The organism is Lichenibacterium dinghuense (assembly GCF_021730615.1).
GTDB lineage: Bacteria > Pseudomonadota > Alphaproteobacteria > Rhizobiales > Beijerinckiaceae > Lichenihabitans > Lichenihabitans dinghuensis.
In genome coordinates this window covers 2,071,558-2,091,200 of sequence record NZ_JAJLMN010000001.1, presented here as the reverse complement: position 1 = coordinate 2,091,200, position 19,643 = coordinate 2,071,558, and the positions used below count along the sequence as shown (strand labels likewise).

Genomic DNA, 19,643 nt, shown 5'->3' with positions numbered 1-19,643 from the left:
TCGGGAGCGCGTGCGTCGGTCGTCCCCGGCCCACCCACGCGATGGGTGGACCGAGGCGACATCAGGTTCGTCGAAGGAAGTGCGTCATCCCTCGATGCGCCAGACGCGCATGTCGCCGTCGAACCCGGCAGAGAGGTCGAGGCCGAGGATCCCCGCGTCGCAGAGGTCGAACACAGCGCTGATGGGGCGCGACACGGCGGGGAGGGCACGCGAGATCTCATCGAGCGTGGCGATGCCGCCCTCGTCCTCGATGCAGGCGAGCAGCCGGATGTACTCGTCGACGTTCAGGTGGGGAGTCGGGCACTGAGGCACCGAGGTCGTCCCGCGCGGGGCCGTGCCCATCTGGGGGATGATGCCGTCGGCCCGGGGGACGACGGAAAAGGCGTTGCGCCGCCCGGCGGGCGGTGTATGGATGCTGACGGACATGTGCTGACCCTTGGACAGTAGGGAAGCGGGGTGGGGATCGCTGATCGGGGGACAGCCCTTTCGGCGATCGCGTGTATAATTCACGCGTTCATGAGATAGAGCTTTTCCGGCGATTATGGAAGGGCTGTCATTCGCGTTTCTTCGACAGGATTAATGCTCCGTGTCGGCCGTGCTTCATCGGGGTCTTCGCCGCGGAGTTGGGATGTCGGGGAAGGCCCCTTTCCTGTGCGGGCTTCTCGATAGTCGCGCGGCGGGCGGCCTTCCGTCGGCTCCCCTCGTCAACTTGGTCTCAGGCTACCGAAGCTCGTGCTGAGGTGTTCGCCGGATGGCCGTATGTGAGTTGCTCACGCCGTACGTGCCACTTCCACCCGGTGTGGCGGCTTCGGCAGTCCGGTCTGAGCGACACCCCAGGCTGTGTCTGACGTTAAGTGAACAAACCTCGATCCAGGGACCTTCGTGGTTCGCAAGGCGCCATTCTCGATGGAGAAGGCGCGAGTGGCTGCGTCCCCTCCGTGGTCGCCAGAAAGCTCGCGTTGCGCGGATCTCCTGGCAGTGTATCGATATGCATAGCCATTCGTTGCCTCATGGACAGTGGGGGCGACATGGTCAGGTCGCCGATCGTGTGGACAGCTCGGTCGGCGACCGCTTACCTCCTTCCCGGACCGGAACCGCCCACGGGGCGGGACGTGTGATTTTTGAGAAGGCATCGCTCGACGATGCACCGTGGATCGAGACGGTCCAACCCATTTGGCGCGTCGGTGACGCTGCGCCACCTCCGCCTTGGCCGGCCGGAGACTTGTGAGAGCGACGTCACCGGTCCGGTCGGGATGCGGTGTAACCCCGACGCCGACCACGCGACCCAGATTTCGGTCGGAGGCTCCGTACGCGGCTCACGGATCGAAATGGAACAGCCTCGCCGCGGTGGAGGGCCGAGGTGAAGCGTGCTGCGCCGGTGCGGATCGGGACCCGTGGTGGCCGACACCGCAGGTGCATCGCGATCGAACGCATGTATGGTGCACGCATCAGGCGGTGCGAAGCGGCAAGGGAAAAACGTGCATAATACAGGTATCTCTTCCCAACTCAGGGACCTGCATAGCGCGTTGCTTGACATCGTCGCCGTGATGAATCGGCCACAGAGGGATCAGGCGATCATCGACGAGGCCGGCATCAAGCTCGACAGGGCGCTGTTTCCCCTGGTCGTCATCTTGGACTGCCATGGCCCGATCGGCATCGTCGACCTCGCCGACCGGGTGGGACGGGACCACACGACGGTCAGTCGCCAAGTGGCCAAGCTCGAAAGCCTCGGGCTCGTTGAGCGACGACTTGGCGCGACCGATAGGCGGGTCAGGGAGGCTTCCGTGACGCCGGCCGGCAAGGCGATGAATGACGCCATCGATGCCGCGCGCGAGCGACTTGCCACCGCGGCCCTCGGCTCATGGACCATCGAGGATCTCGACCGCCTGGTGCATCTACTTCGGAGGTTCGCCGAAACAATCAGAAGCTGACGCGTTTGCAGGGAAACTGTCATCCAAGCTGTGGCCAGAAGTGGGCCCACGTTCCTGCGCACGGGTCGTCGCGCTTTGGAGGGCTTGACGTCAGGACGCTCTTGCCCGCTCACCCGGCGGTGGATCGGTGAGGACATCGGCGGACCGCGACACAGGACTTCGCACCATGTCCAGAACCCAAATGTGAACAAGCGCCGAGCTTTGACCCCGCTCTCTACCCAGGCCAAGCCGCTGCAATTGCCGGAGAAATCCACGTTGGAATGAGGGCACGATCGGCGGCGACCGTGACCTCCCCCCGAATAGCGCATCTATGAGTTCTCACAAGGAACTGAGTGCCGAGCTGAGAGGGGTCAAGATTCGCGCATGTTCAAATCGAAATCATCGTTAAGTAGGATTCCATCCTATAATGGGCGGCGTCATGAGGTGAACGGCGCAGGCTAGGCCGCGTCCGGGGTGGCCGTATGCCGAGCCTGTCTTTCGAGCCGCGGCGGCCGGCAATCAATACAGCCAGCGTGAGCTTCCCGAAACCATTGACTTGGCTTCGGACAGCAAGGCTTCCAGGTACTCGGCCCTGACTCGCATGAGGTGCTTGAGACGTGATGACAGATTCGATCTGTCGACCCAAGACCGAACCGAACCCGCTGTCTCCTCGGCAGTTCTCACTTGGTATGTGAACATCCTCAACCTTCTCCGTCTGTCCGACAATGTCCTGGACAACTCATAGGCGTAAATGGCAAGAACCGATATCAGCACGAACACTGATACAATGCCTGTTCGATCGTTCAGAATTTTCCAGTGTACGTCTGGGTTTACAGAAACATAAATACCGAGTAATGATCCGTAAAACATAGCTCTCAGTAAAAATTGGGTGATCGGCGACGCGCGGTTTTCCTGGCCGACCCTATTGATGCCTTGTTCCATCGAGTGTATGACGTGGTCCAATTCGGAGATGAGGGTTTCTTCACCCTTGTCGTCCTCGTTGGGCGGGATATCTCGGATCGTGACGTTCGAGCCCATCTGAACACCTCTCATTTGAAGAATTCCCGGACATCGTTGATGAGGTTTTCCAGATATCTTCTACGCATATGAAGGTCGAAGCCAGACAGGACAGGTGCCAACACGAAACCATCTTGCGTCCGAAGATTGACCGGGATCAATGACCCTGATGTCATCGAGTGCGTGATCCTGCCGCCGTTGCTCGCCGTCATCGCCGCGATGACGGCTCCATAATTTGTGCCCTCATAATATCTGACCACCTCCGCATTGCGGTCATGCCAAAGATCCGCCTTGTTGATGACAGTCAGAATGTTTATCGTCTTGCTTGCAGGCATCGACCCAAGAAGGGTCACCAACTCCGCCAATCGTTCGCGTTCCATCGCCCTCTGCTGTTCGAGATAGGCCCTAAGCGTGACGTCCAATCCCTGCCCTTCGGCGTGGCTGGGAAGTGCATCCAAGGTGATGCGATGGAGTGCGTCGTATCCAAACGAGACGACGTTGATGACTTTTATTTTTCTCGACTTGCTGAGTGCCTTGAATAACTCCTCGTAAACGTCAGCATTACCGTACCAGTCCGGTTGTCCTGGTCTCGTGTATACGGCAACGAAAGAGTTCTCCCTGAGTTCTGTGCGTTCATTCGTGCTTGAAATGTGATAGTGGCCGTCTAGTTCTTCGGCTTTTTTCTGTCCGGAGATGATCTTCTGGAGCGAGGTCTTACCCGCCCCACCTAGACCCGTGATGATGACCGAGACCCGCCCGTCGAAGAGGTGCTTCCAGGCTCTCGCCAGGACATTCTTGGTCTTGGCACTGTTCTCGACCATTCGATCGATGCCGTGCTCGGCCAGTCTCGTCAGGACGGCTACCCCGATATCGTCGACCAATGCAGGCATGGACACCGACCCCTTTTTCACGATCCAACGCTCTCCCCCTTTCGATAGCACGATCGACGAGGCGTGTTTCTCGTCGCATGCGCACGAGGAGGAGATGAGAGATCTCGCCCGTGCATCCAGGGCGTAAGCGCAGAGGGACCCGCTTCAGGTCGACAGACCGAGGCCGGAGATACGCGAGGCGTCCGGGGTGACACCGGCGTGCTCGGCTAGGCTGAATATCCCGCGGCCACATGGCTACCGCGCAGATCCCGAGGTGAGCGCGTGGCCGGCAGCCGTTGCCGTGCAGACGGTAACGGCTCCGCTGGTGCGACGAGCGGGTACGGTGCCCGAGTGGACGCGTATGGGGTGGAGACCGGGCCGAGCGCTTGCACGCTGGGGGAGCGTCGGATGGCACTGGGATGCCCTGGCGTCAGGTTCAGGGAGTGTGTCCTTCGGAGTGGTGTAGCCTGACCACTGCGTCGGCGGCCCGCCCCGTGTTCCGCGGCAATCAAGGGCTCTTCCGCACTTTCGGTGCAGGCGGAGCGGGTTATCGCATTGGCGGCGATGCCTCGTTCTTCACGCGGCCAGCATTCTGGCTCGGAGAACATCGTAGCCGGCGCGGCCGTACATGGAGCGCTTGAGCGTCTTCAGTCGGTTGATGTGTCCCTCGACCGGGCTCGTGCTCCAGGGCCCGGTGATGGCGGCCGCCACGGCCGCCTTGTCGCGCGCCACCCCCGTCGCCAGCCCGCTCAGGTCGCTCTCGGTCGCTGACGCGATCCAGGCGTCGAGGCCCGACGCATCGCCGCCCCGAACCAGGGCCGCAAACCTCCGCGCCAGGATGGAGGCGGTCGCCAGCGCGGGTTCAGCCGCCGTCAAGCGCTCCACGTACGATCGCTCGGCCGCCGTCAGGTCGTCGCGCTCGCACCCGAGCAGCCATGCGCACCGCCGCCGCGACGGCCGGGGCGCGGCGGACGGCATCGCAGCGGTTTCGGAGCTGCCAAACGGGTCGGCGCTCCGGAGCGGGGCCGCCCAGCGGGCGAGCGTCGCGAAGCTGCCCTTGTAGCCGTCGGCCACGATCTCCCGCCATAGCTGCCTCGTGTTCCGGCAACCCTCGCGCCAGCGGCGGTCGAGATAGGGCGGAACGGATCGACGAGGCTCGCCACCGGAGGCCGGCGATGCTCCGGCTCGCCCCCGGCTGCCAGCCATCGCTCGACGGCGCGCTGGCTCATGCCGACTTCACGGGCGATCCGGCGCGGGGGCATGCCGTCGGCCTGCAGCTTGCTGATCGCGGCATAGCTCTCGGCGCGGGCCTGTCGGCGCTCGTTCCTCAACTCGTCGATGCCTGGATGGCACACCGGCACCTTGTGCAGACCCGGTTGCTCGGGCCTGCTTCGCTCGATGCCGCCCGCGGCCGACACGGCGCCGCGATGCCGGCCCACGGCGGCCCGGAGCGCGTCACCGAGGTTGTGGAGCAGGTGCCAGCGGTCGGCCGCCTGCGTGGCCCGGGGAGCGCCGTCCCGAATGGCCCGGGCGAAGACCGTGGCGCGGTCGCGCGCGATGACCGCCACGCCCGGATGTCGCTTCAGCCACGCCGACACGGTGCCGGCCTCGCGGTCGGGCAGGAGGTCCAGCACGCGCCCCTTCTCGAGATCACATAGGATGGTGCCGTAGGTCTGGCCGCGCTTCCAGGCCCACTCGTCGATGCCGATCACGCGCAGCGCTTCGGGCGCCTCCCAACGGGCGCTGCGGATCAGCCGCAGCAGCGTGTCGCCGCTCACCGGCATCGCGAGACGGTGGGCCAGGCGCGATCCCGGCTCGCCGCCGACGGCCAGACCGATGTAGCGCTGGATGTCGCCGAGGCGTTGTGACCGCCGCGCACGAGGAGCGGCGACCAAGGGCAGCCGCTCAGCAAAAACCCGGCGCGGACAGTCGACCGTGGTGCAGCGGAAGCGCCGCGCCCGCACATGGATGGCGACGGGCCGCCCCTGGTGAGGCAGGTCGGCGAGAGTGCGGGTGTAATGCGAGTGTGTCCGGGACGAAGACCGCCCGCAAGCTGGGCAGGCTGCCCGGGTAGCACTCGGGTGCGTGGTGACGATGACGCGCTCGGGACCCGTGACGACACGGTCGACGACGAGGCCGGCGGGAATGAGGGGCAGAAGACGCTTGGACACCATCAAAGATAGGTTGTCGCCGTCACCTTGCAATCAGAGTGACGCCTGGGCTGCACCGAAAGTGCGGAAGAGCCCCTGATCGCCGCGCTACACGCCCGCCCTCGGCCCGAAGCTGGACGAGGCCACGATCATCGCGGCCATGACGCCCTGGGCGGGACCGAGCTGCCGCCGCGGCATGATCTCGCCTAGCAGTGCTTGGCTGAGCACAATCAGACCGCCGCTGCGGAAGCCTTGCAGCACCCTCGCCGCCGTCAGCAACAAGAGGCCTCGCGCCGAGGCGCACAGCACCGACGCACCGATGAACAGCGCCGGTCCCAGCAGCAGCATGCGCCGCAGGCCGAAGGCGTCACCCGGGTGACCATATACCGGCGCCGCCACGGTGCTGGCGACCAGGTAAGACGCAACCACCCAGGACACGCGCTGCACATCGCCGAACGCCTGGGCCATGGCGGGCAGGGCCGCCGTCACGATGGTCACGTCCGTCACGGCCAGGAACTTTGGCAGCAGGATGGGCGGAAACACCTGCCGCAAGGGCGGATATGCTGGTTCCCTGTCTACACCGGTCGAGACACGGCTGAGCAGGCGAGGGCAGGGACCATCGGTTGGTCCTCAACAACCCGCCTGTGGCCATCATCGGACACCGAGGTGTGGGCTGACACGGTGCGGAAATACCCGGATCAGGTTCCGAACCATCCGAGTTCGGTACATCGGCTCGGGCTCACCGTTCAATTCGCCCTATCGAGAACCGCTGCGCGGCTCTCGATAGGGCCCAAGCGGCGCAGACGCGCCGTTCCACGGGCAAAGCAGCTTCCGATCCCCTCCACCCGCAAGGGCGACCACGCCGGCCGTGGCTCACTCGATGCGCTCCCTGCGTCCACATCACCCGGCCATCTGTCCAGGCCCATGTCCCTGGCGGGCTCGTCGCGCTTCCGGGCGCAGGCGGGCGACATCATGGGATAGTAGACCGGCAGGACGCACTCTGTCCTGCTCTCGGCCGGGGTGAGACCGTGGCCCGCCAGATCGCGCTTGTCCGACCTCGCCGTCCTCATGTTTCGTTGAGGAGCTTCCACATATTCTGGTGTTTGCGTGACTACGGCTCCGATGTCGGACCTCAGCCTGCGCGTGTCAGGGATGGACATGGACCTTCGCGCATCTCTCGCCACGGCAGAGTTCCTCGACCTGCCATCGAAGCGTGGACGCATCCGCCGGCGACAGGTCGAACAGGCCTACCTCGCCGCCGTGGACCACGCACTCATCCTCATCGAGCCGGACGGACACGTGGCGCGATGCTCATCGCAGGCGCAGCGGCTTCTCGGGGTCGGGGCTGATGTTGTCGGGCGCCCCCTCCGTGCCCTGCTTTCCGCAACGGCGCGTGGCCGTGCTCAAGACCGCTCCATCGTTCTGATGCAGCTCCGAGGCCCGCTCAGGCGCGCCGAGGCCTGCACCTTGGAGTGGTCGGTCAATGGCGTGTCGCTCGCGATCGACATCAGGCCCTTGTCGAACTCCGGGTGGTCCGTCACCGTCGAGACAGCCAGGGCGCGCGCTGATCGACGCCAGAAGGGGCTCGATGGCGCCTCCGACCCGTTGACGGGGCTGCCCAACCGATCTCAGTTCCAGGCGCGGTTGGGTGAAGCCCGCGCTCGGCTCGACCGAACCGGAGAGGCTTTCGCGGTTCTCGCCATCGACCTCGACCGGTTCAAACACGTCAATGACACGCTCGGTCATCCCGTGGGCGATGCGCTGCTGCGCAAGGTGGCGGAGCGGTTGAAGACCGCTCTGCGCCCCACCGACGCGGTGTCTCGCTTCGGTGGCGACGAGTTCGCCGTCGTTCAGGCCAACGTGTCCGATGCGATCGGCGCCGAAACGCTGGCGAGGCGGCTCGTCGACCTTCTCGGCCGCGCCTACGTCGTCGACGGCCATCTCATCAACATCGGCGCCAGCGTCGGCTTGACACTCGCACCCACCGACGGCGTCGATCCCGACGTCCTGCTGAAGAACGCGGATCTCGCTCTCTACCGGGCCAAGTCCGACGGCCGGGACACCTTCCGCTTCTTCGAACCGGAGATGGACGCGCGCATGCAGGCGCGCCGGGCGCTCGAGCTGGATTTGCGCAAGGCTCTCGCCCTGCAGGAGTTCGTGCTCGTCTATCAGCCGCAGATGAACCTCGAAACGAACCAGATTGTCGGATGCGAGGCCTTGATCCGCTGGCATCATCCGACGCGAGGCATGGTGTCGCCCGCCGAGTTCATCCCCTTGGCGGAGGAGATCGGCCTCATCGTGCCGATCGGTGAATGGGTTCTCCGAACGGCCTGCAGCGAGGCGGCGCGCTGGCCCGATGGCCTCACCGTGGCCGTCAATCTGTCGCCAGCACAGTTCAAGAGCAAGAAGCTGGTCCAAACCGTCGCCTCGGCGCTGAGGGCATCGGGGCTCGCCGCGAACCGGCTGGAACTGGAGATCACCGAAGGGGTCCTGCTTCAGGAGAACGCCGCCAACCTCGCGACCCTCCATGCCTTGCGCGAACTCGGCCTACGCATCTCCATGGATGATTTCGGCACCGGCTATTCGTCGCTGAGCTACCTGCGGTCCTTCCCCTTCGACAAGATCAAGATCGACCGCTCCTTCGTCTCGGGGTCGACGTCCGTCGCGGACTCGATGGCGATCGTCGGCGCCATCGCCAGCCTCGGCTCGAGCTTCGGCATGACGACCGTGGCCGAGGGGGTGGAGACGCCCGAGCAGATGCACCGCATACGGGCCGAAGGCTGCACCGATGTGCAAGGCTACCTGATCAGCCGACCGATACCGGCTGCTGAGATCCTCAAAATGTTTGCCGATCAGACGAGCGGTGCTGCTGTTTAGATGTTCGGTTCCGGCATGTGGTGTGGCGGATTCCGTCTGTGTGTACATCAACGCCAACTCTGATCTCATCAGTTCTGCATCTAATTGCTTGTGGAACATCATAAAGCCTTCGTTTGGGGTGAGGTCACTATCGGCGCAGATCGTGACCTCACCCCAAGATGAATTTCTCTCAGATTCCTAGGGGCTTGGTCTGAGTAGGGATTGGGATTTAAGTTCCGGCGTTTATTCAAAACTGCAGAGTGGGATGCCTCGGTGTACGACCGATGATGGGTGGTTTCGAGCTGCACATCGCTGATCTGGCGGTCGGAAGGGGAGAGATCGGCCGGTAATGGATGCCTCGCCGGTTCGGACCGCGGCGGTGATGATGGCGGGGGCTTCGAGAACTGCGGATAGGGGACCGTTTCCGGGCGGGGACGGTCATGGCATCGGTCGGTGCTCGGGCCCGGGCGGAAGCATTTTCGAAAGCGAGCTGGGCAAGCAGCGAGCAAGGTCAGGCCGGCTCGGTAACCGTGGGAATTGGTGCCGCGCTCGCGGGACGTCCGAGGACAGATGCTTGGTTCGGTGCTTCATCTCACCGCCCGCTGCCGCCGATCGGGTGGTCGGATGTAGTCGCTTCCCTGCTCCGTCAGCTTCTCGGCCAAGCCTAGGATCGGATCGCCGTCGGACATCCCTCGCCGACGCCGCGCAGCAACGTGGCCGCGACCTCGCGGGCGTTCGGGCCCAGGCCGTCGTCCGGCAACTCGCCGGCTGTCCAGAAGGACAGGGCTCCGCGGAAGGCGAGCGCGAGTTGACGCGGCAGGGAGGCGGGCGCCGCGGATCCGTCGTCCGCCCCGATCGCGAGCGTCCACAGCGCGGCCGAGCGCGCCAACGCTTCCCCAGGCGCCGCGCCGGCGGTGCCGATCCACCCCATCACCGCCCGGTTCACGGCAGGCTCCTCGAGCATCACCGCCACCGCGGTGTCGACCGCCAGCAGCACCCGGCCCGCCAGGTCCGCCGGCTGCGCGGCGGCGGCGAAGCGCTCCGCCATGGCATCGATCCGCCGCGCCGACAGCGCGTGCATGATCGCCGCCTTGCTGCCGAACCGGTTGAACGGCGTCGCGAAGCTGACCTCGGCCGCGGCGGCGAGGTCGCGCATGGAGAACTCGGCCCGGCCGTCGCGGAGCAGTCGCTCCGCCGCGTCGAGGACGCGCCGGCGGACGGCCTCGCCGCCCGGACCGGAGGTGGATGGCGGGGTCTTGTGGCTTGGCATCACACGCCTATATCATGATATATGCAGCAGCACGTATGGAGATAGGTCATGGCGACCAAAGCTTCCAAGACATTCCTCGTCACCGGCGTCAGTTCTGGCCTGGGCCGAGCATTCGCCGCCGGCGCGCTGGACGCCGGCCACCGTGTGGTCGGAACGGTGCGACGCGAGGCGGACGCCGACGTGTTCGCGGCGCTCGGGCCCGGACGCGCCCACCCGCTGCTGCTCGACGTGACCGACTATGACGCGATCCCGGCCGCGGTGGCCGAGGCCGAGCGGCGGGCCGGCCCGGTCGACGTGCTGGTGAACAACGCCGGCTACGGCCACGAGGGCGTGCTGGAGGAGTCCTCGCTCGACGACCTCCGGCGCCAGTTCGCCGCCAACGTGTTCGGACCCGTGGCGATGATCCGGGCGGTGCTGCCCGGCATGCGGGAGCGGCGGCGCGGCCACATCGTCAACGTGACATCCATGGGCGGTTTCATCACCATGCCGGGGATCAGCTTCTACTGCGGCAGCAAGTTCGCCCTGGAAGGCATCTCCGAGTCGCTCGGCAAGGAGGTCGCGGGCTTCGGCGTCCGCGTCACCGCGCTCGCCCCCGGCCAGTTCCGCACCGACTGGGCCGGCCGCTCGATGGACCGCACGGCCCGCAGCATCGCCGACTACGACGCAGTGATGGACCCGATCCGCGCCGCGCGCCAGGCCAAGAGCGGCAACCAGCCGGGCGACCCGGCCAGGGCCGCACAGGCGCTGCTCGCGCTGGTCGAAGCGGAGCACCCGCCGGTGCGGCTGTTCCTCGGCAATGACGCGCTCAAGTTCGTCGAGGGCAAGCTCGACGCGATGCGGGGCGAGATCGCCGCGTGGGAGGCGCTGTCCCGGTCCACCGCCTTCGCCCCCTGACATGGAACCACCGATCGACGATCTGCCATCAGGAGGAACGATCATGTCGTACACCGACCAGGAACAGGCGCAACCTGCGCGCCGTCGGAAACGCTCTCGCCGCCGCCGCGACGGACTTCAGCAGGTTCGGCGCGGCGATCTTCGCCAATGATATCGCCTGCACCATAACGGGATACGGCCTCGTCGCCCGCGCCTCCCACGGCGTCGACGACCTGATCGAATATGCCGCGAGAGCCTTGTTCGACCGCTGGGACGGCACAACCGCGGTGGAGACCAAGGGCGTGTGGGCCGACGGCGACAAGGTGTTCGTGCACATGACGTCGTCGGCCCGAGCGGTCGACGGCCTGCCCTATGCCAACGAGTACATGTACATTCTGATGATGCTGTACGGAAATGTGGTCGTCGGCACCGCTTGGCTCGACCTCTATGCTTATTACGACATCATCGATCGCGTGAACCTGCCGTCGTAGCGCAGCCACAACGGGTGGGGGTGAGCCCAGGACTGCGAAGACGAAGCGTCCGACCATATGGTAGCATCGGACGCGTGAGCCTTTCGCTCGCAAGCTCCTTCATCTCAACGAACGAGAGATTGTCACCGGTCGCGAACAACACCATCGCTTTCTCGCCGCTATAGGAGTGAACGTGAGGGTCGCATTTCAGGACCGGCACTTCGCATTCGAGTTCGTGCGCAACCTGGGTTTCATGTATTACGGCGGTTACGGGCTCTGAAGCGTGCCGACCCGCTCGGTCGCTCTCTGGGCGGCAGTCCGATCCTGCACTTGATCCGATGCACTTGGGGGGAGGACCACGATGATGTGTTCGATCGTCGACGACGGTCGGGCGAAAGGCTTCGCGGTCGAGACTGTCAATGGCGGCTCTGGCTCGCCGGTCACGCGCCGCGAGACCGTTGGAGCGACGGGCGCCGTCGCACTTCTGGGCGGTGGGTGACGCGGACGTGACGCCGCTCCGCGAGGAAGCGCCGCCACCGGTCAGCGGGGTGCCCGCCGTCGACCTGCGCTTCGCCGTGAACGGCCGGCCCTTCGTCAGCCGGGTCGACCCGCGCACCTCGCCACTCGATCTCCTGCGCGAGCGCGTTTCGTCACTGGCCCGGCCTCGGAGGCCAATGGAAGGGACGCCCGCAGGCGTTGAGGCGAGCCGACCGAGACGTTGGCCTGGACCGATTCCAACGAACGTCGTCCCGGTCGGGGAAGCTTCCATCCGTACGCCTGTCGACACCAGCCCAGGCAAGATATGTACTCACGCACCCCTCGGTGGAATCGAGAAGAGGTTCCGAATGCGCGTGGAAGCCGGCGCCGGCCGAAGTTCCGGAATGGTCGCCATGGGCCTTCGCCGTGCCGTCATGGCCCTGGACGCCCATCTCAGTCGGCAGAACGGCGTCGTTCCCTTCAGCGACGACGAGGACTGCATTCTGCGCATCGCGCTCGTCCCGGCGAGGCGCACCCTACTCCTGTCCGACGGCGCCGAGATCCGCGCCGGCGACACCGTCGCCGACGTCCATTGTTGGAACGAGCGCATCCCGGCCATGCCCGTTGGTGGCGCCGACCTCGCCTGGGCGCAGAAGGCGTCTCTCCGCCTCCGCCGCTCCCTCGAACTGCTCGCCCATGCCATGGCCACGGAGCCGGGCCTTTCGGTGGTCAAGGCCTGCCGCGCCAACGTCAACTTCGTGGGGCTGGGTGGTTCCAACAGGAGTGTGTCGCGGATCATAGCCCGCCTTGGATACGAGGATGTCGACGAGGGGGTGAAACCGATCGGGACACGGCTCCATGAGGCGCTGGAGAACCTCCTCATCGGCGCGCTGGTGTGGACGCACAATCCCGAAGCGCTGCGCCGCGAGAAGATTGTGCGCGAACGCCGGCCCGTGTGGAGTTCCCGCGCGATGATGCTGGCCCTGCACGCCGCTTCACCGTCGTCGGTGTCGTGAGAACCTGTTACTTTCGAGAGGCGTCTTCTACTCAGTTCGTCAATGAGCGCCGAAGTCGCCCCTGTCGATCGGAGCGATCACCTGAACGGAGCTTCGGAGATCGTCCAGCGACGGGACCGTGGCCTGCGTCGATCGCGACCACGACTCGAACGCCGCTGCATGATTGGTCTGCCGCCGGGTCGAGACTACGGCACGGTCAACAGAAGGCTCGCGGCCCATCCCGGGATCGAGGTCGCGAACCAGGACGGCTCAGCCGCGGCGGGGTCGGGGTGCAAGGGACGCTGCTCACGTGACTGCGCACGTGTTCTCACCTTCGCTCATCTGCTGATGGCAGCATGGCTGGAAGCGGCGTGGCAGGGCGTGACGATCCCCAATCGGCCTCGGCACCGCATCACGCCGAGAGCGGAGGGACCATCCATATCCCTCGGAGCGCACGGGCTCGCACCTGTCGGCGACGGCGGCCGCGTCGGTCTTCCGTCCGTCGACCTGGGCATGTGACCGCCGCCCTCCGAACGGACCGCCCGTCACCCTTCGCTCGCCATGAGAGGGCACCGGCGACTTCGGGTGACGTGACTGGATCGGGCAGGGCGATTGCGGTCCTCGCGGCCCGCCGCTACATCGCCCCCATGAGCGTCCCCGACGAGCGTGCGGCCGAGTGCGACTTCGCGACCCGGCGAGACCCGCGCCTGCGCTTCCTCATCCCGATGGTGGTCGCCGTGGCGTTCCTGATGGAACAGCTCGACTCGACCATCATCACCACCGCGATCCCCGACATCGCGACGAGCCTCCGGGCGACGCCCGTGCAGATGAACCTGGCGGTGACGACCTACGTCCTGGCCCTGGCCATCTTCATCCCGGTCAGCGGCTGGTTCGCCGACCGCTTCGGGGCGCGCCGGACCTTCGTCGCCGCCCTGGCCGTGTTCACGCTCGGCTCGGTCGCCTGCGGCGCGGCGTGGAGCTTGCCGATGCTGGTCGCCACGCGGGCGGTCCAGGGCCTCGGCGGCGCCATGATGACGCCGGTCGGACGCCTCATCCTGCTGCGCAGCTTCCCGCGCCGCGACCTCGTCAAGGCCATGACCTACACGACGCTGCCGGCGATCCTGGGGCCGGTCGCGGGGCCGCTGCTCGGCGGGCTCATCACCACCTACGCGTCCTGGCGGTGGATCTTCCTCGTCAACGTGCCCTTCGGGCTGATCGGCATCCTGCTGGCGCTCCGCTTCGTCGAGGACACCCGCGCCGAGGCGAGGACGCCGTTCGACGTGCCGGGCTTCCTGCTCGTCGGCACGGCCGTCGCGATGATCCAGCTCGCCCTGGAGGCGGTCGGCAAGCCCCTGGTCCCGACGGGAGCCGTCGTCGTGCTGCTGGCGGCGGCGACCGCCCTGCTGCTCGCCTTCGGCGTCCACGCACCGCGGGTCGCGCATCCGGCCGTGGACCTGCGGTTGTTCCGGCACCGCTCCTTCGCGGTCGGGACGCTGGCCGGCGGCCTCTGCCGCGTGGGGCTCAACGGCGCGCCGTTCCTGCTGCCGCTGATGCTTCAGGTCGGGTTCGGCCTGAGCCCCGTCGCCTCGGGCTCGCTCACCTTCGTGAGCAGCGTCGGCGCCATCCCGGTGCGCGTGGTGGCCGGGCGCCTGCTGCGCTGGTTCGGCTTCAGGACCGTGCTGGGCGGAAGCGCGGTGCTCGGCGCCCTGGCCGTCGCCGGCTTTGCGGCGCTCGAGCCCTCGACCCCGCGGTGGATCCTTGCGGGTTACATCCTCCTCTTCGGCCTGATGCGGTCGACGCAGTTCATGACGTCGAACACGCTGTCCTACGCGGACCTGCCCGCGGAGGAGCTGAGCCGGGCCACCAGCGTCGGCGGCGTGCTCCAGCAGCTCAGCGTCAGCTTCGGCGTGTCGACGGCCGCCATGGTGCTCGGCCTGCTCAGCCGCCACGGCGAAGCCCTGACGGTGGCGGGCTTTCACAGGGCCTTCCTGCTCACCGCCGTCGTGCCGCTGCTGGCGTTGCCGGGGTTCCTCCTGCTCAAGGCCGAGGACGGTGCCCAGGTGAGCGGGCATCGGGTCGGAACGGCGCGGGCGAGCGCTTGACCTGTGGAGCGGTCGTCGGGCTTCGCGCGGCGGCCCGTGGGCTCGCGACGGGACGCCGTCCGGAGCACCGGAACGTGGTCGTTTCCGATGAAGTCGCCCGTCGCTGGGCCGGCGGCGTGGAGAAACGACGGGCCAAGATGGTCGGCGGGTCGGTCGAACGGGGAGGCGCAGCGTCGTGACGTCCCCATGCCCGGAACCGGGGTCGGAGCCTGTCGAAGCGAGGGACGAATGAGTCCGGTTCGCCCCGGCTTGCGGCGGATCAGCCCGCGGTCGCCACCTTGCGGACCGGAGCGCCGTGGGTCGCCGGCATGACGTCGGCGAAGGCCTGCACGAACCCGGCCTGCTCGTCGGCCTGCCGCGTCGTCACCTGCAAGGCCTCGTCGGTGTAGGACACACGCGCGGCGTCGGATACGACGCGCTTCATGATGCGCCGATAGCGGGCGGCGAGGCATAGCCAGCGGGCGATCGTGGCCGCCTGCTCGGCGCAGCGGCGCGGGTAGAAGACGAGCGGGCTCTCGATCGGCAAGCCGGAGCGGCGCTGCCTGCGGTCCTTGCGGCGGATCACGCCGAGCTGGAGCGGGTGCACGCCCTCGATGCGCGAGCCGCCCGCGAAGGCCGTGATGATGTTGGCCATCTTCTTCGGCTTGAGGCCGCTCGCGGCGGCGCGGCGCAGGATCGTCTCGACGTGCTCGTCCGTGTAGTACGTCGACCAAGCGTCGCGGTAGACCGCCTCCCATTCCGCCTTCGACATCACCGCGTGCCCGGTGCACACGTGCTCCAGGTCGTACCGGTTCATGTCCGGGTCCATCGGCACGCCCTTGGCGCTGAGCACCTTGTGGTCCTCCGAGCCCGGAAGCGGCGTCAGGCAGAAGAACTCCAGGATGTCGACGGGCAGCTCGCGCTTGATCGTCTCGATGTCGCGCCTGATCGACTCCGGAGTGTCGGTCGGGAAGCCGAGGATGTAGCCCGCCCAGGTCATCACGCGCTGTGCCCGCCAGGCCTGGAGCATCTCGCGATATTCCCAGATCTTGTTCTGGCGCTTCTTCGTGCCCATCAGCGACTGCGGGTTGATGTTCTCGAGGCCGATGAAGACGTTGTTGCAGCCCGCGCGCGCCGCCTTCTCGATGAAGCCCTCGATGCGGTGGCACAGCGTGTCGACCTGCAGGATCAGCCGGATCGACAGCTTCCCCACCTCGCGCAGGTGGATCAGTCGGTCGAGGATCGGCTCCCAGTTCCTATTGCGGGCGAAGTTGTCGTCGGTGACGAAGAAGCGCGTGATGCCCTGCGCGGCGTTGGCCCGCACGATGGCCTCGACGTCGTCGGCCGTGCGGAAGCGTGACTTCCTCCCCTGCACATTGATGATGGTGCAGAAGGAGCACTGGAACGGGCAGCCGCGGCCGGCGTCGAAGGATCCGTAGTGTCCGACCACGCGGGTGACCACGTCGCGCGGCAGGAGCGGCAGCCCGGCCGCGCTCATGTCCGGCATGTCCTTCAGGTGATCGTAGATCGGCCGGGGCGTGTCGTTGCGGATGTCACGGAGGAGCTGCGCCAGCCGGTTCTCGCCCTCGCCGGCATAGAGCACGACGCCGAGGTCGAGCGCCTCCTGCAGGTCGTCGGGAAGTCTCGGCAGCATGGAGATGCAGCCCGACACGTGGAATCCGCCGATCACCACCGGCACGCCGGCGGCCCGGAACTGGCGGGCGAGGTCGAGGGCGCGGGGGAACTGGTTCGACTGCACGCCGACGATGCCGACGAAGCCCGCGTCCACGCTCCGCATCCCGGCTACGATGCGCGGCACCCGCACGATCGTGTTGCATTCGTCGATCGCCGAGACGGCGATGTCCGTGTCGTCGCCGAGCACGCGTCGCTCGGCGCAGTCGGCGAGGAGGCCGCGCACGCTGGCCAGGCTGTTCGACGGGATGGTCGAGCGCCACCACTGGATGACGTAGCCGTCGTCATCGTAGTGCGACGGCTTGATGAGCACGACCTTGAACGTCTTCTGGGGCATGGGGCCTCGGACGTCGGATGGCGCCATCGTGGGATCAGGCGCCGGGTTGCAAACTGCGTCACCTTGATGAGCGGATCGAGACGGCGCAAACAAGGCAAGCCGGAGCGACCCTGGCATTGCCTCAATATTGTTTGATAGGCGTTGCTGGAACGCAACACAGATTGTGTGTGGACCCAGGCGGGGCATTCACAAATGACATAAATCGTTTGAATGGAGGAGCAATGGATCGGGATGTGACATCAAAAGACGTATCCAGGACGGGCTATCTGATTTGATGATAAAAGGCCGCGGGCGCTATCTCGTCTAGCCTTGCGGTCAGCTTGACGACCCTGTTCCTGAGGCAGGAGCTTGCTTCGTGAAAGGCGCGATGCGCGTTCTCCGACTCCGGCGATCGGACTCCCAGGGATCGGTTCGAGCGGTTGACCTTGCGATAGGGGTAGGTCGCGCCGCTAAAGGCCTTCCACGACATCGACCTCGCGTAACGCGAGGCGAGTTCGCCACGTGCGGCTTCGTAAGCGCTGAAGACCTGCTCGGCATTGATCACCTGCCGAGCCTGCTCGTTCCCCAAGTCTTTGTACCGTTCAGTTTCACCCTCGGGAGGTCGGAAGCCGCAGTTCCGGGGTTGGAGTGCCATCCAAGCCGGAAACGGAAAAGCGGAATCCCGCCCGGAGACGAGATGTGAGCCTTCCATCGTCTGGGCCGCCTCGGCCTTGAGGTCATCGAGCGAAGTGAGTTGCACCCATCGGCTGTGCCAGGCAGGACAGCCTACCTCGGCATCAGGGCCCTGCGCGTCGGTCATTGCCAGAGGCGCTGTCGGGGCGGCGCGAACGGTCGACGTCGCACCCGATCGCGCACGCCGCACGGTGCCGAATCCGACCGCGAGGTGATGGACGTGGCGGCGGCGGGCAGTGTTCGGAGGGCGGCCCAGCGCGGGTGCAGGCACCACTCACCAGCCCGGCGCGCCGCGCTCGATGCGTCAGCGTCTTGGAGCCGATGAGGCGACGCATGGAGGGGGAGCGCCCCAAGGCTGGTCCGGATCGACCTGACTAGGTCTCACCCAGGCGCAGGCAACTTGGCACAACGTTTCCAGGCTGGCGAGGAATTGTCCACAGATAATCGCTGCTCATCATTTGACAAATGGGATTTTCTTTCGATCTGCAGCTTCATGGTCGTGCGGCACGATGATCACGTCCGTCAAGATGGTGTAGTTTGGTCGGGTGTTCACCGCGGTCCCCTGACGGGCAATCAGGCTGCGATGTGGGTCAAGGCCGTCGGCTCGTCGGCGCGGCCGGCCATGGTTTCGAGCGTCATGTAGCGGTGCTGGAGCTGCCACTCATCGTTCTGTTCGAGCAGGACCGCACCGACCAGTCGCTTGATCGATTCCTCGTTGGGAAAGATGCCGACCACGTCGGCGCGCCGCTTCACCTCCTTGTTCAATCGTTCGATGGGGTTCGTGCTGTGTAGCTTCGGCCAGTGCTGTTTGGGAAAGCTCATGAAGGCGATCACGTCAGCTTCGGCCTCGTCCATCAACTCCGCCAGCTTGCGGATGCGGGGACGCAGCTGATCGGCGACTTGGCGCCAGGTCTTCGACGCCGCAGCCTGGTCAGCCTGCATGAACACCGTCCGGATCGCGGCAGCTACCATCTGATGCTGAGGCTTGGACACATGAGCCAACGCGTTCCTCATGAAATGAACTCGACACCTTTGCCACGTTGCTTGGAAGATCTGCGCGATGGCGGCCTTCAAGCCTTCGTGCGAGTCCGAGATGACCAGCTTGACACCCTTCAGGCCGCGCTTCTCCAACCCGCGCAGGAACCCGAGCCAGAACGTCGCTGCTTCCGACGGGCCGAGGCCGAGCCCCAAAATTTCCCTGCGCCCGTCGGTGTTCACCCCCGTGGCGATTATCGCCGCCACCGACACGATGCGCCCGTTCTCGCGCACCTTCAGATAGGTCGCGTCCAGCCACAGGTAGGTCCACTCGCCCTCGATCGGCCGCTCAAGGAAGGAGTTCACGCGGGCGTCGATGCCCTTGCAAAGCTCCGACACCTGGCTCTTCGAGATCCCGCTCAGCCCCATGGCCTGAACGAGGTCGTCGACCTTGCGGGTCGACACGCCCTGGATCCAGGCCTCCTGGATCACCGCCACGAGCGCCTGCTCGGTCGTGCGGCGCGGCTCCAGGAAGCCGGGAAAGTACGAGCCCTTGCGCAGCTTCGGGATCTTGAGATCGAGCGTTCCCAGCCGCGTGTCGAAGGCGCGGTGGCGGTACCCGTTGCGCTGCGTGGTGCGCTCCTCGTTGCGCTCGTAGCGGCCGGCGCCGATCTGGCCCTCGACGTCAAAGGCCATCAGCCGTCCCAGGACCTCTTCGGCCAGCTCCTTCATGAAATCGCCTCCGCCGCGCTTCAGCAACGCGTCGAGAAGTGGCAGTGTGTCATCGGTCATCGTGCTCTCCGGTTCGTGTCGCTGGTCAGCAACCCGACCCTACCAGGGGGCACGGTGATCACCCAGGAGAGCGGCGGCCTCCGCTATGGGCGGAGTGTCAATCGGCGTTGAAATTTGACCCCCTATCGGCGTCCAATGTTGACCCCCTTGCTGCAATCTGAGGCGGTAGCGGCCGCCCGGCGAAGCGGGTCAGGGTTGCGCAGCCGG

General features: G+C 66.0%; 17 protein-coding genes. 6 read left to right on the top strand and 11 right to left on the bottom strand.

What is annotated here, in order from left to right; translation table 11 throughout:
* Positions 1-84: 84 nt before the first annotated feature.
* Positions 85-426: a hypothetical protein gene (locus tag L7N97_RS10160; protein WP_237478189.1), complete on the bottom strand. Its 342-nt coding sequence runs from the start codon at positions 424-426 to the stop codon at positions 85-87.
* 1,010 nt (positions 427-1,436) lie between these two features.
* On the opposite strand from L7N97_RS10160, the gene L7N97_RS10155 reads away from it, so the two are divergent.
* Complete coding sequence (locus tag L7N97_RS10155) at positions 1,437-1,931, top strand: MarR family winged helix-turn-helix transcriptional regulator (protein WP_237482146.1); 495 nt, start codon at positions 1,437-1,439, stop codon at positions 1,929-1,931.
* 498 nt (positions 1,932-2,429) lie between these two features.
* Here the strand turns inward: L7N97_RS10155 and L7N97_RS10150 are convergent, their stop codons facing one another.
* The 6 genes from L7N97_RS10150 to L7N97_RS30510 all read right to left on the bottom strand — a co-directional run bounded on the left by L7N97_RS10150 (position 2,430) and on the right by L7N97_RS30510 (position 7,016).
* A complete protein-coding gene (locus tag L7N97_RS10150; RefSeq protein WP_237478188.1) occupies positions 2,430-2,948 on the bottom strand; it encodes a hypothetical protein in 519 nt (172 codons plus the stop codon).
* A gap of 11 nt (positions 2,949-2,959) precedes the next feature.
* Positions 2,960-3,838, bottom strand: coding sequence for a hypothetical protein (locus L7N97_RS10145; protein WP_237478187.1), 879 nt, complete (start codon positions 3,836-3,838; stop codon positions 2,960-2,962).
* Between the two features lie 534 nt (positions 3,839-4,372).
* On the bottom strand, positions 4,373-4,774 hold the full coding sequence (locus L7N97_RS10140) for a transposase (RefSeq protein ID WP_237478186.1): 402 nt from the start codon (positions 4,772-4,774) through the stop codon (positions 4,373-4,375).
* Positions 4,702-5,970 (bottom strand): ISL3 family transposase, encoded by a 1,269-nt coding sequence (locus tag L7N97_RS10135; protein ID WP_237478185.1) that lies wholly within the window; start codon positions 5,968-5,970, stop codon positions 4,702-4,704. The genes L7N97_RS10140 and L7N97_RS10135 overlap by 73 nt, the downstream gene beginning before the upstream one ends.
* Positions 5,971-6,054: 84 nt before the next feature.
* The gene (locus tag L7N97_RS10130) at positions 6,055-6,489 is read right to left on the bottom strand and encodes an MFS transporter (RefSeq protein ID WP_237482145.1); all 435 of its coding nucleotides are present in this window, start codon (positions 6,487-6,489) and stop codon (positions 6,055-6,057) included.
* A gap of 203 nt (positions 6,490-6,692) precedes the next feature.
* Positions 6,693-7,016, bottom strand: a complete 324-nt coding sequence (locus tag L7N97_RS30510) for a MucR family transcriptional regulator (protein WP_428980976.1) — start codon at positions 7,014-7,016, stop codon at positions 6,693-6,695.
* Between the two features lie 52 nt (positions 7,017-7,068).
* Between L7N97_RS30510 and L7N97_RS10125 the strand changes: the two genes are divergently transcribed.
* Complete coding sequence (locus L7N97_RS10125) at positions 7,069-8,823, top strand: putative bifunctional diguanylate cyclase/phosphodiesterase (protein ID WP_237478184.1); 1,755 nt, start codon at positions 7,069-7,071, stop codon at positions 8,821-8,823.
* A gap of 643 nt (positions 8,824-9,466) precedes the next feature.
* Here the strand turns inward: L7N97_RS10125 and L7N97_RS10120 are convergent.
* The gene (locus L7N97_RS10120) at positions 9,467-10,072 is read right to left on the bottom strand and encodes a TetR/AcrR family transcriptional regulator (RefSeq protein ID WP_237478183.1); all 606 of its coding nucleotides are present in this window, start codon (positions 10,070-10,072) and stop codon (positions 9,467-9,469) included.
* Positions 10,073-10,120: 48 nt separating this feature from the next.
* Between L7N97_RS10120 and L7N97_RS10115 the strand changes: the two genes are divergently transcribed.
* The 4 genes from L7N97_RS10115 (at position 10,121) to L7N97_RS10100 (ending at position 14,989) form a co-directional block, all read left to right on the top strand.
* Positions 10,121-10,966 carry an oxidoreductase gene (locus L7N97_RS10115; protein WP_237478182.1) on the top strand — a complete coding sequence of 282 codons (846 nt, stop codon included), beginning with the start codon at positions 10,121-10,123 and terminating at the stop codon, positions 10,964-10,966.
* Positions 10,927-11,436, top strand: coding sequence for a nuclear transport factor 2-like protein (locus L7N97_RS10110; protein ID WP_237478181.1), 510 nt, complete (start codon positions 10,927-10,929; stop codon positions 11,434-11,436). The genes L7N97_RS10115 and L7N97_RS10110 overlap by 40 nt, the downstream gene beginning before the upstream one ends.
* 824 nt (positions 11,437-12,260) lie before the next feature.
* Positions 12,261-12,908, top strand: coding sequence for a hypothetical protein (locus L7N97_RS10105; RefSeq protein WP_237478180.1), 648 nt, complete (start codon positions 12,261-12,263; stop codon positions 12,906-12,908).
* 626 nt (positions 12,909-13,534) lie between these two features.
* Complete coding sequence (locus tag L7N97_RS10100) at positions 13,535-14,989, top strand: DHA2 family efflux MFS transporter permease subunit (RefSeq protein ID WP_237478179.1); 1,455 nt, start codon at positions 13,535-13,537, stop codon at positions 14,987-14,989.
* A 259-nt stretch (positions 14,990-15,248) separates the two neighbouring features.
* On the opposite strand, the gene L7N97_RS10095 is transcribed toward L7N97_RS10100, so the two are convergent.
* From L7N97_RS10095 to L7N97_RS10085, 3 genes are all read right to left on the bottom strand, one after another.
* Positions 15,249-16,997, bottom strand: a complete 1,749-nt coding sequence (locus L7N97_RS10095) for a B12-binding domain-containing radical SAM protein (RefSeq protein WP_237478178.1) — start codon at positions 16,995-16,997, stop codon at positions 15,249-15,251.
* A 262-nt stretch (positions 16,998-17,259) separates the two neighbouring features.
* On the bottom strand, positions 17,260-17,796 hold the full coding sequence (locus L7N97_RS10090; protein ID WP_237478177.1) for a hypothetical protein: 537 nt from the start codon (positions 17,794-17,796) through the stop codon (positions 17,260-17,262).
* A 446-nt stretch (positions 17,797-18,242) separates the two neighbouring features.
* Positions 18,243-19,436 carry an IS256 family transposase gene (locus L7N97_RS10085; protein ID WP_237478176.1) on the bottom strand — a complete coding sequence of 398 codons (1,194 nt, stop codon included), beginning with the start codon at positions 19,434-19,436 and terminating at the stop codon, positions 18,243-18,245.
* Positions 19,437-19,643 lie beyond the last annotated feature (207 nt).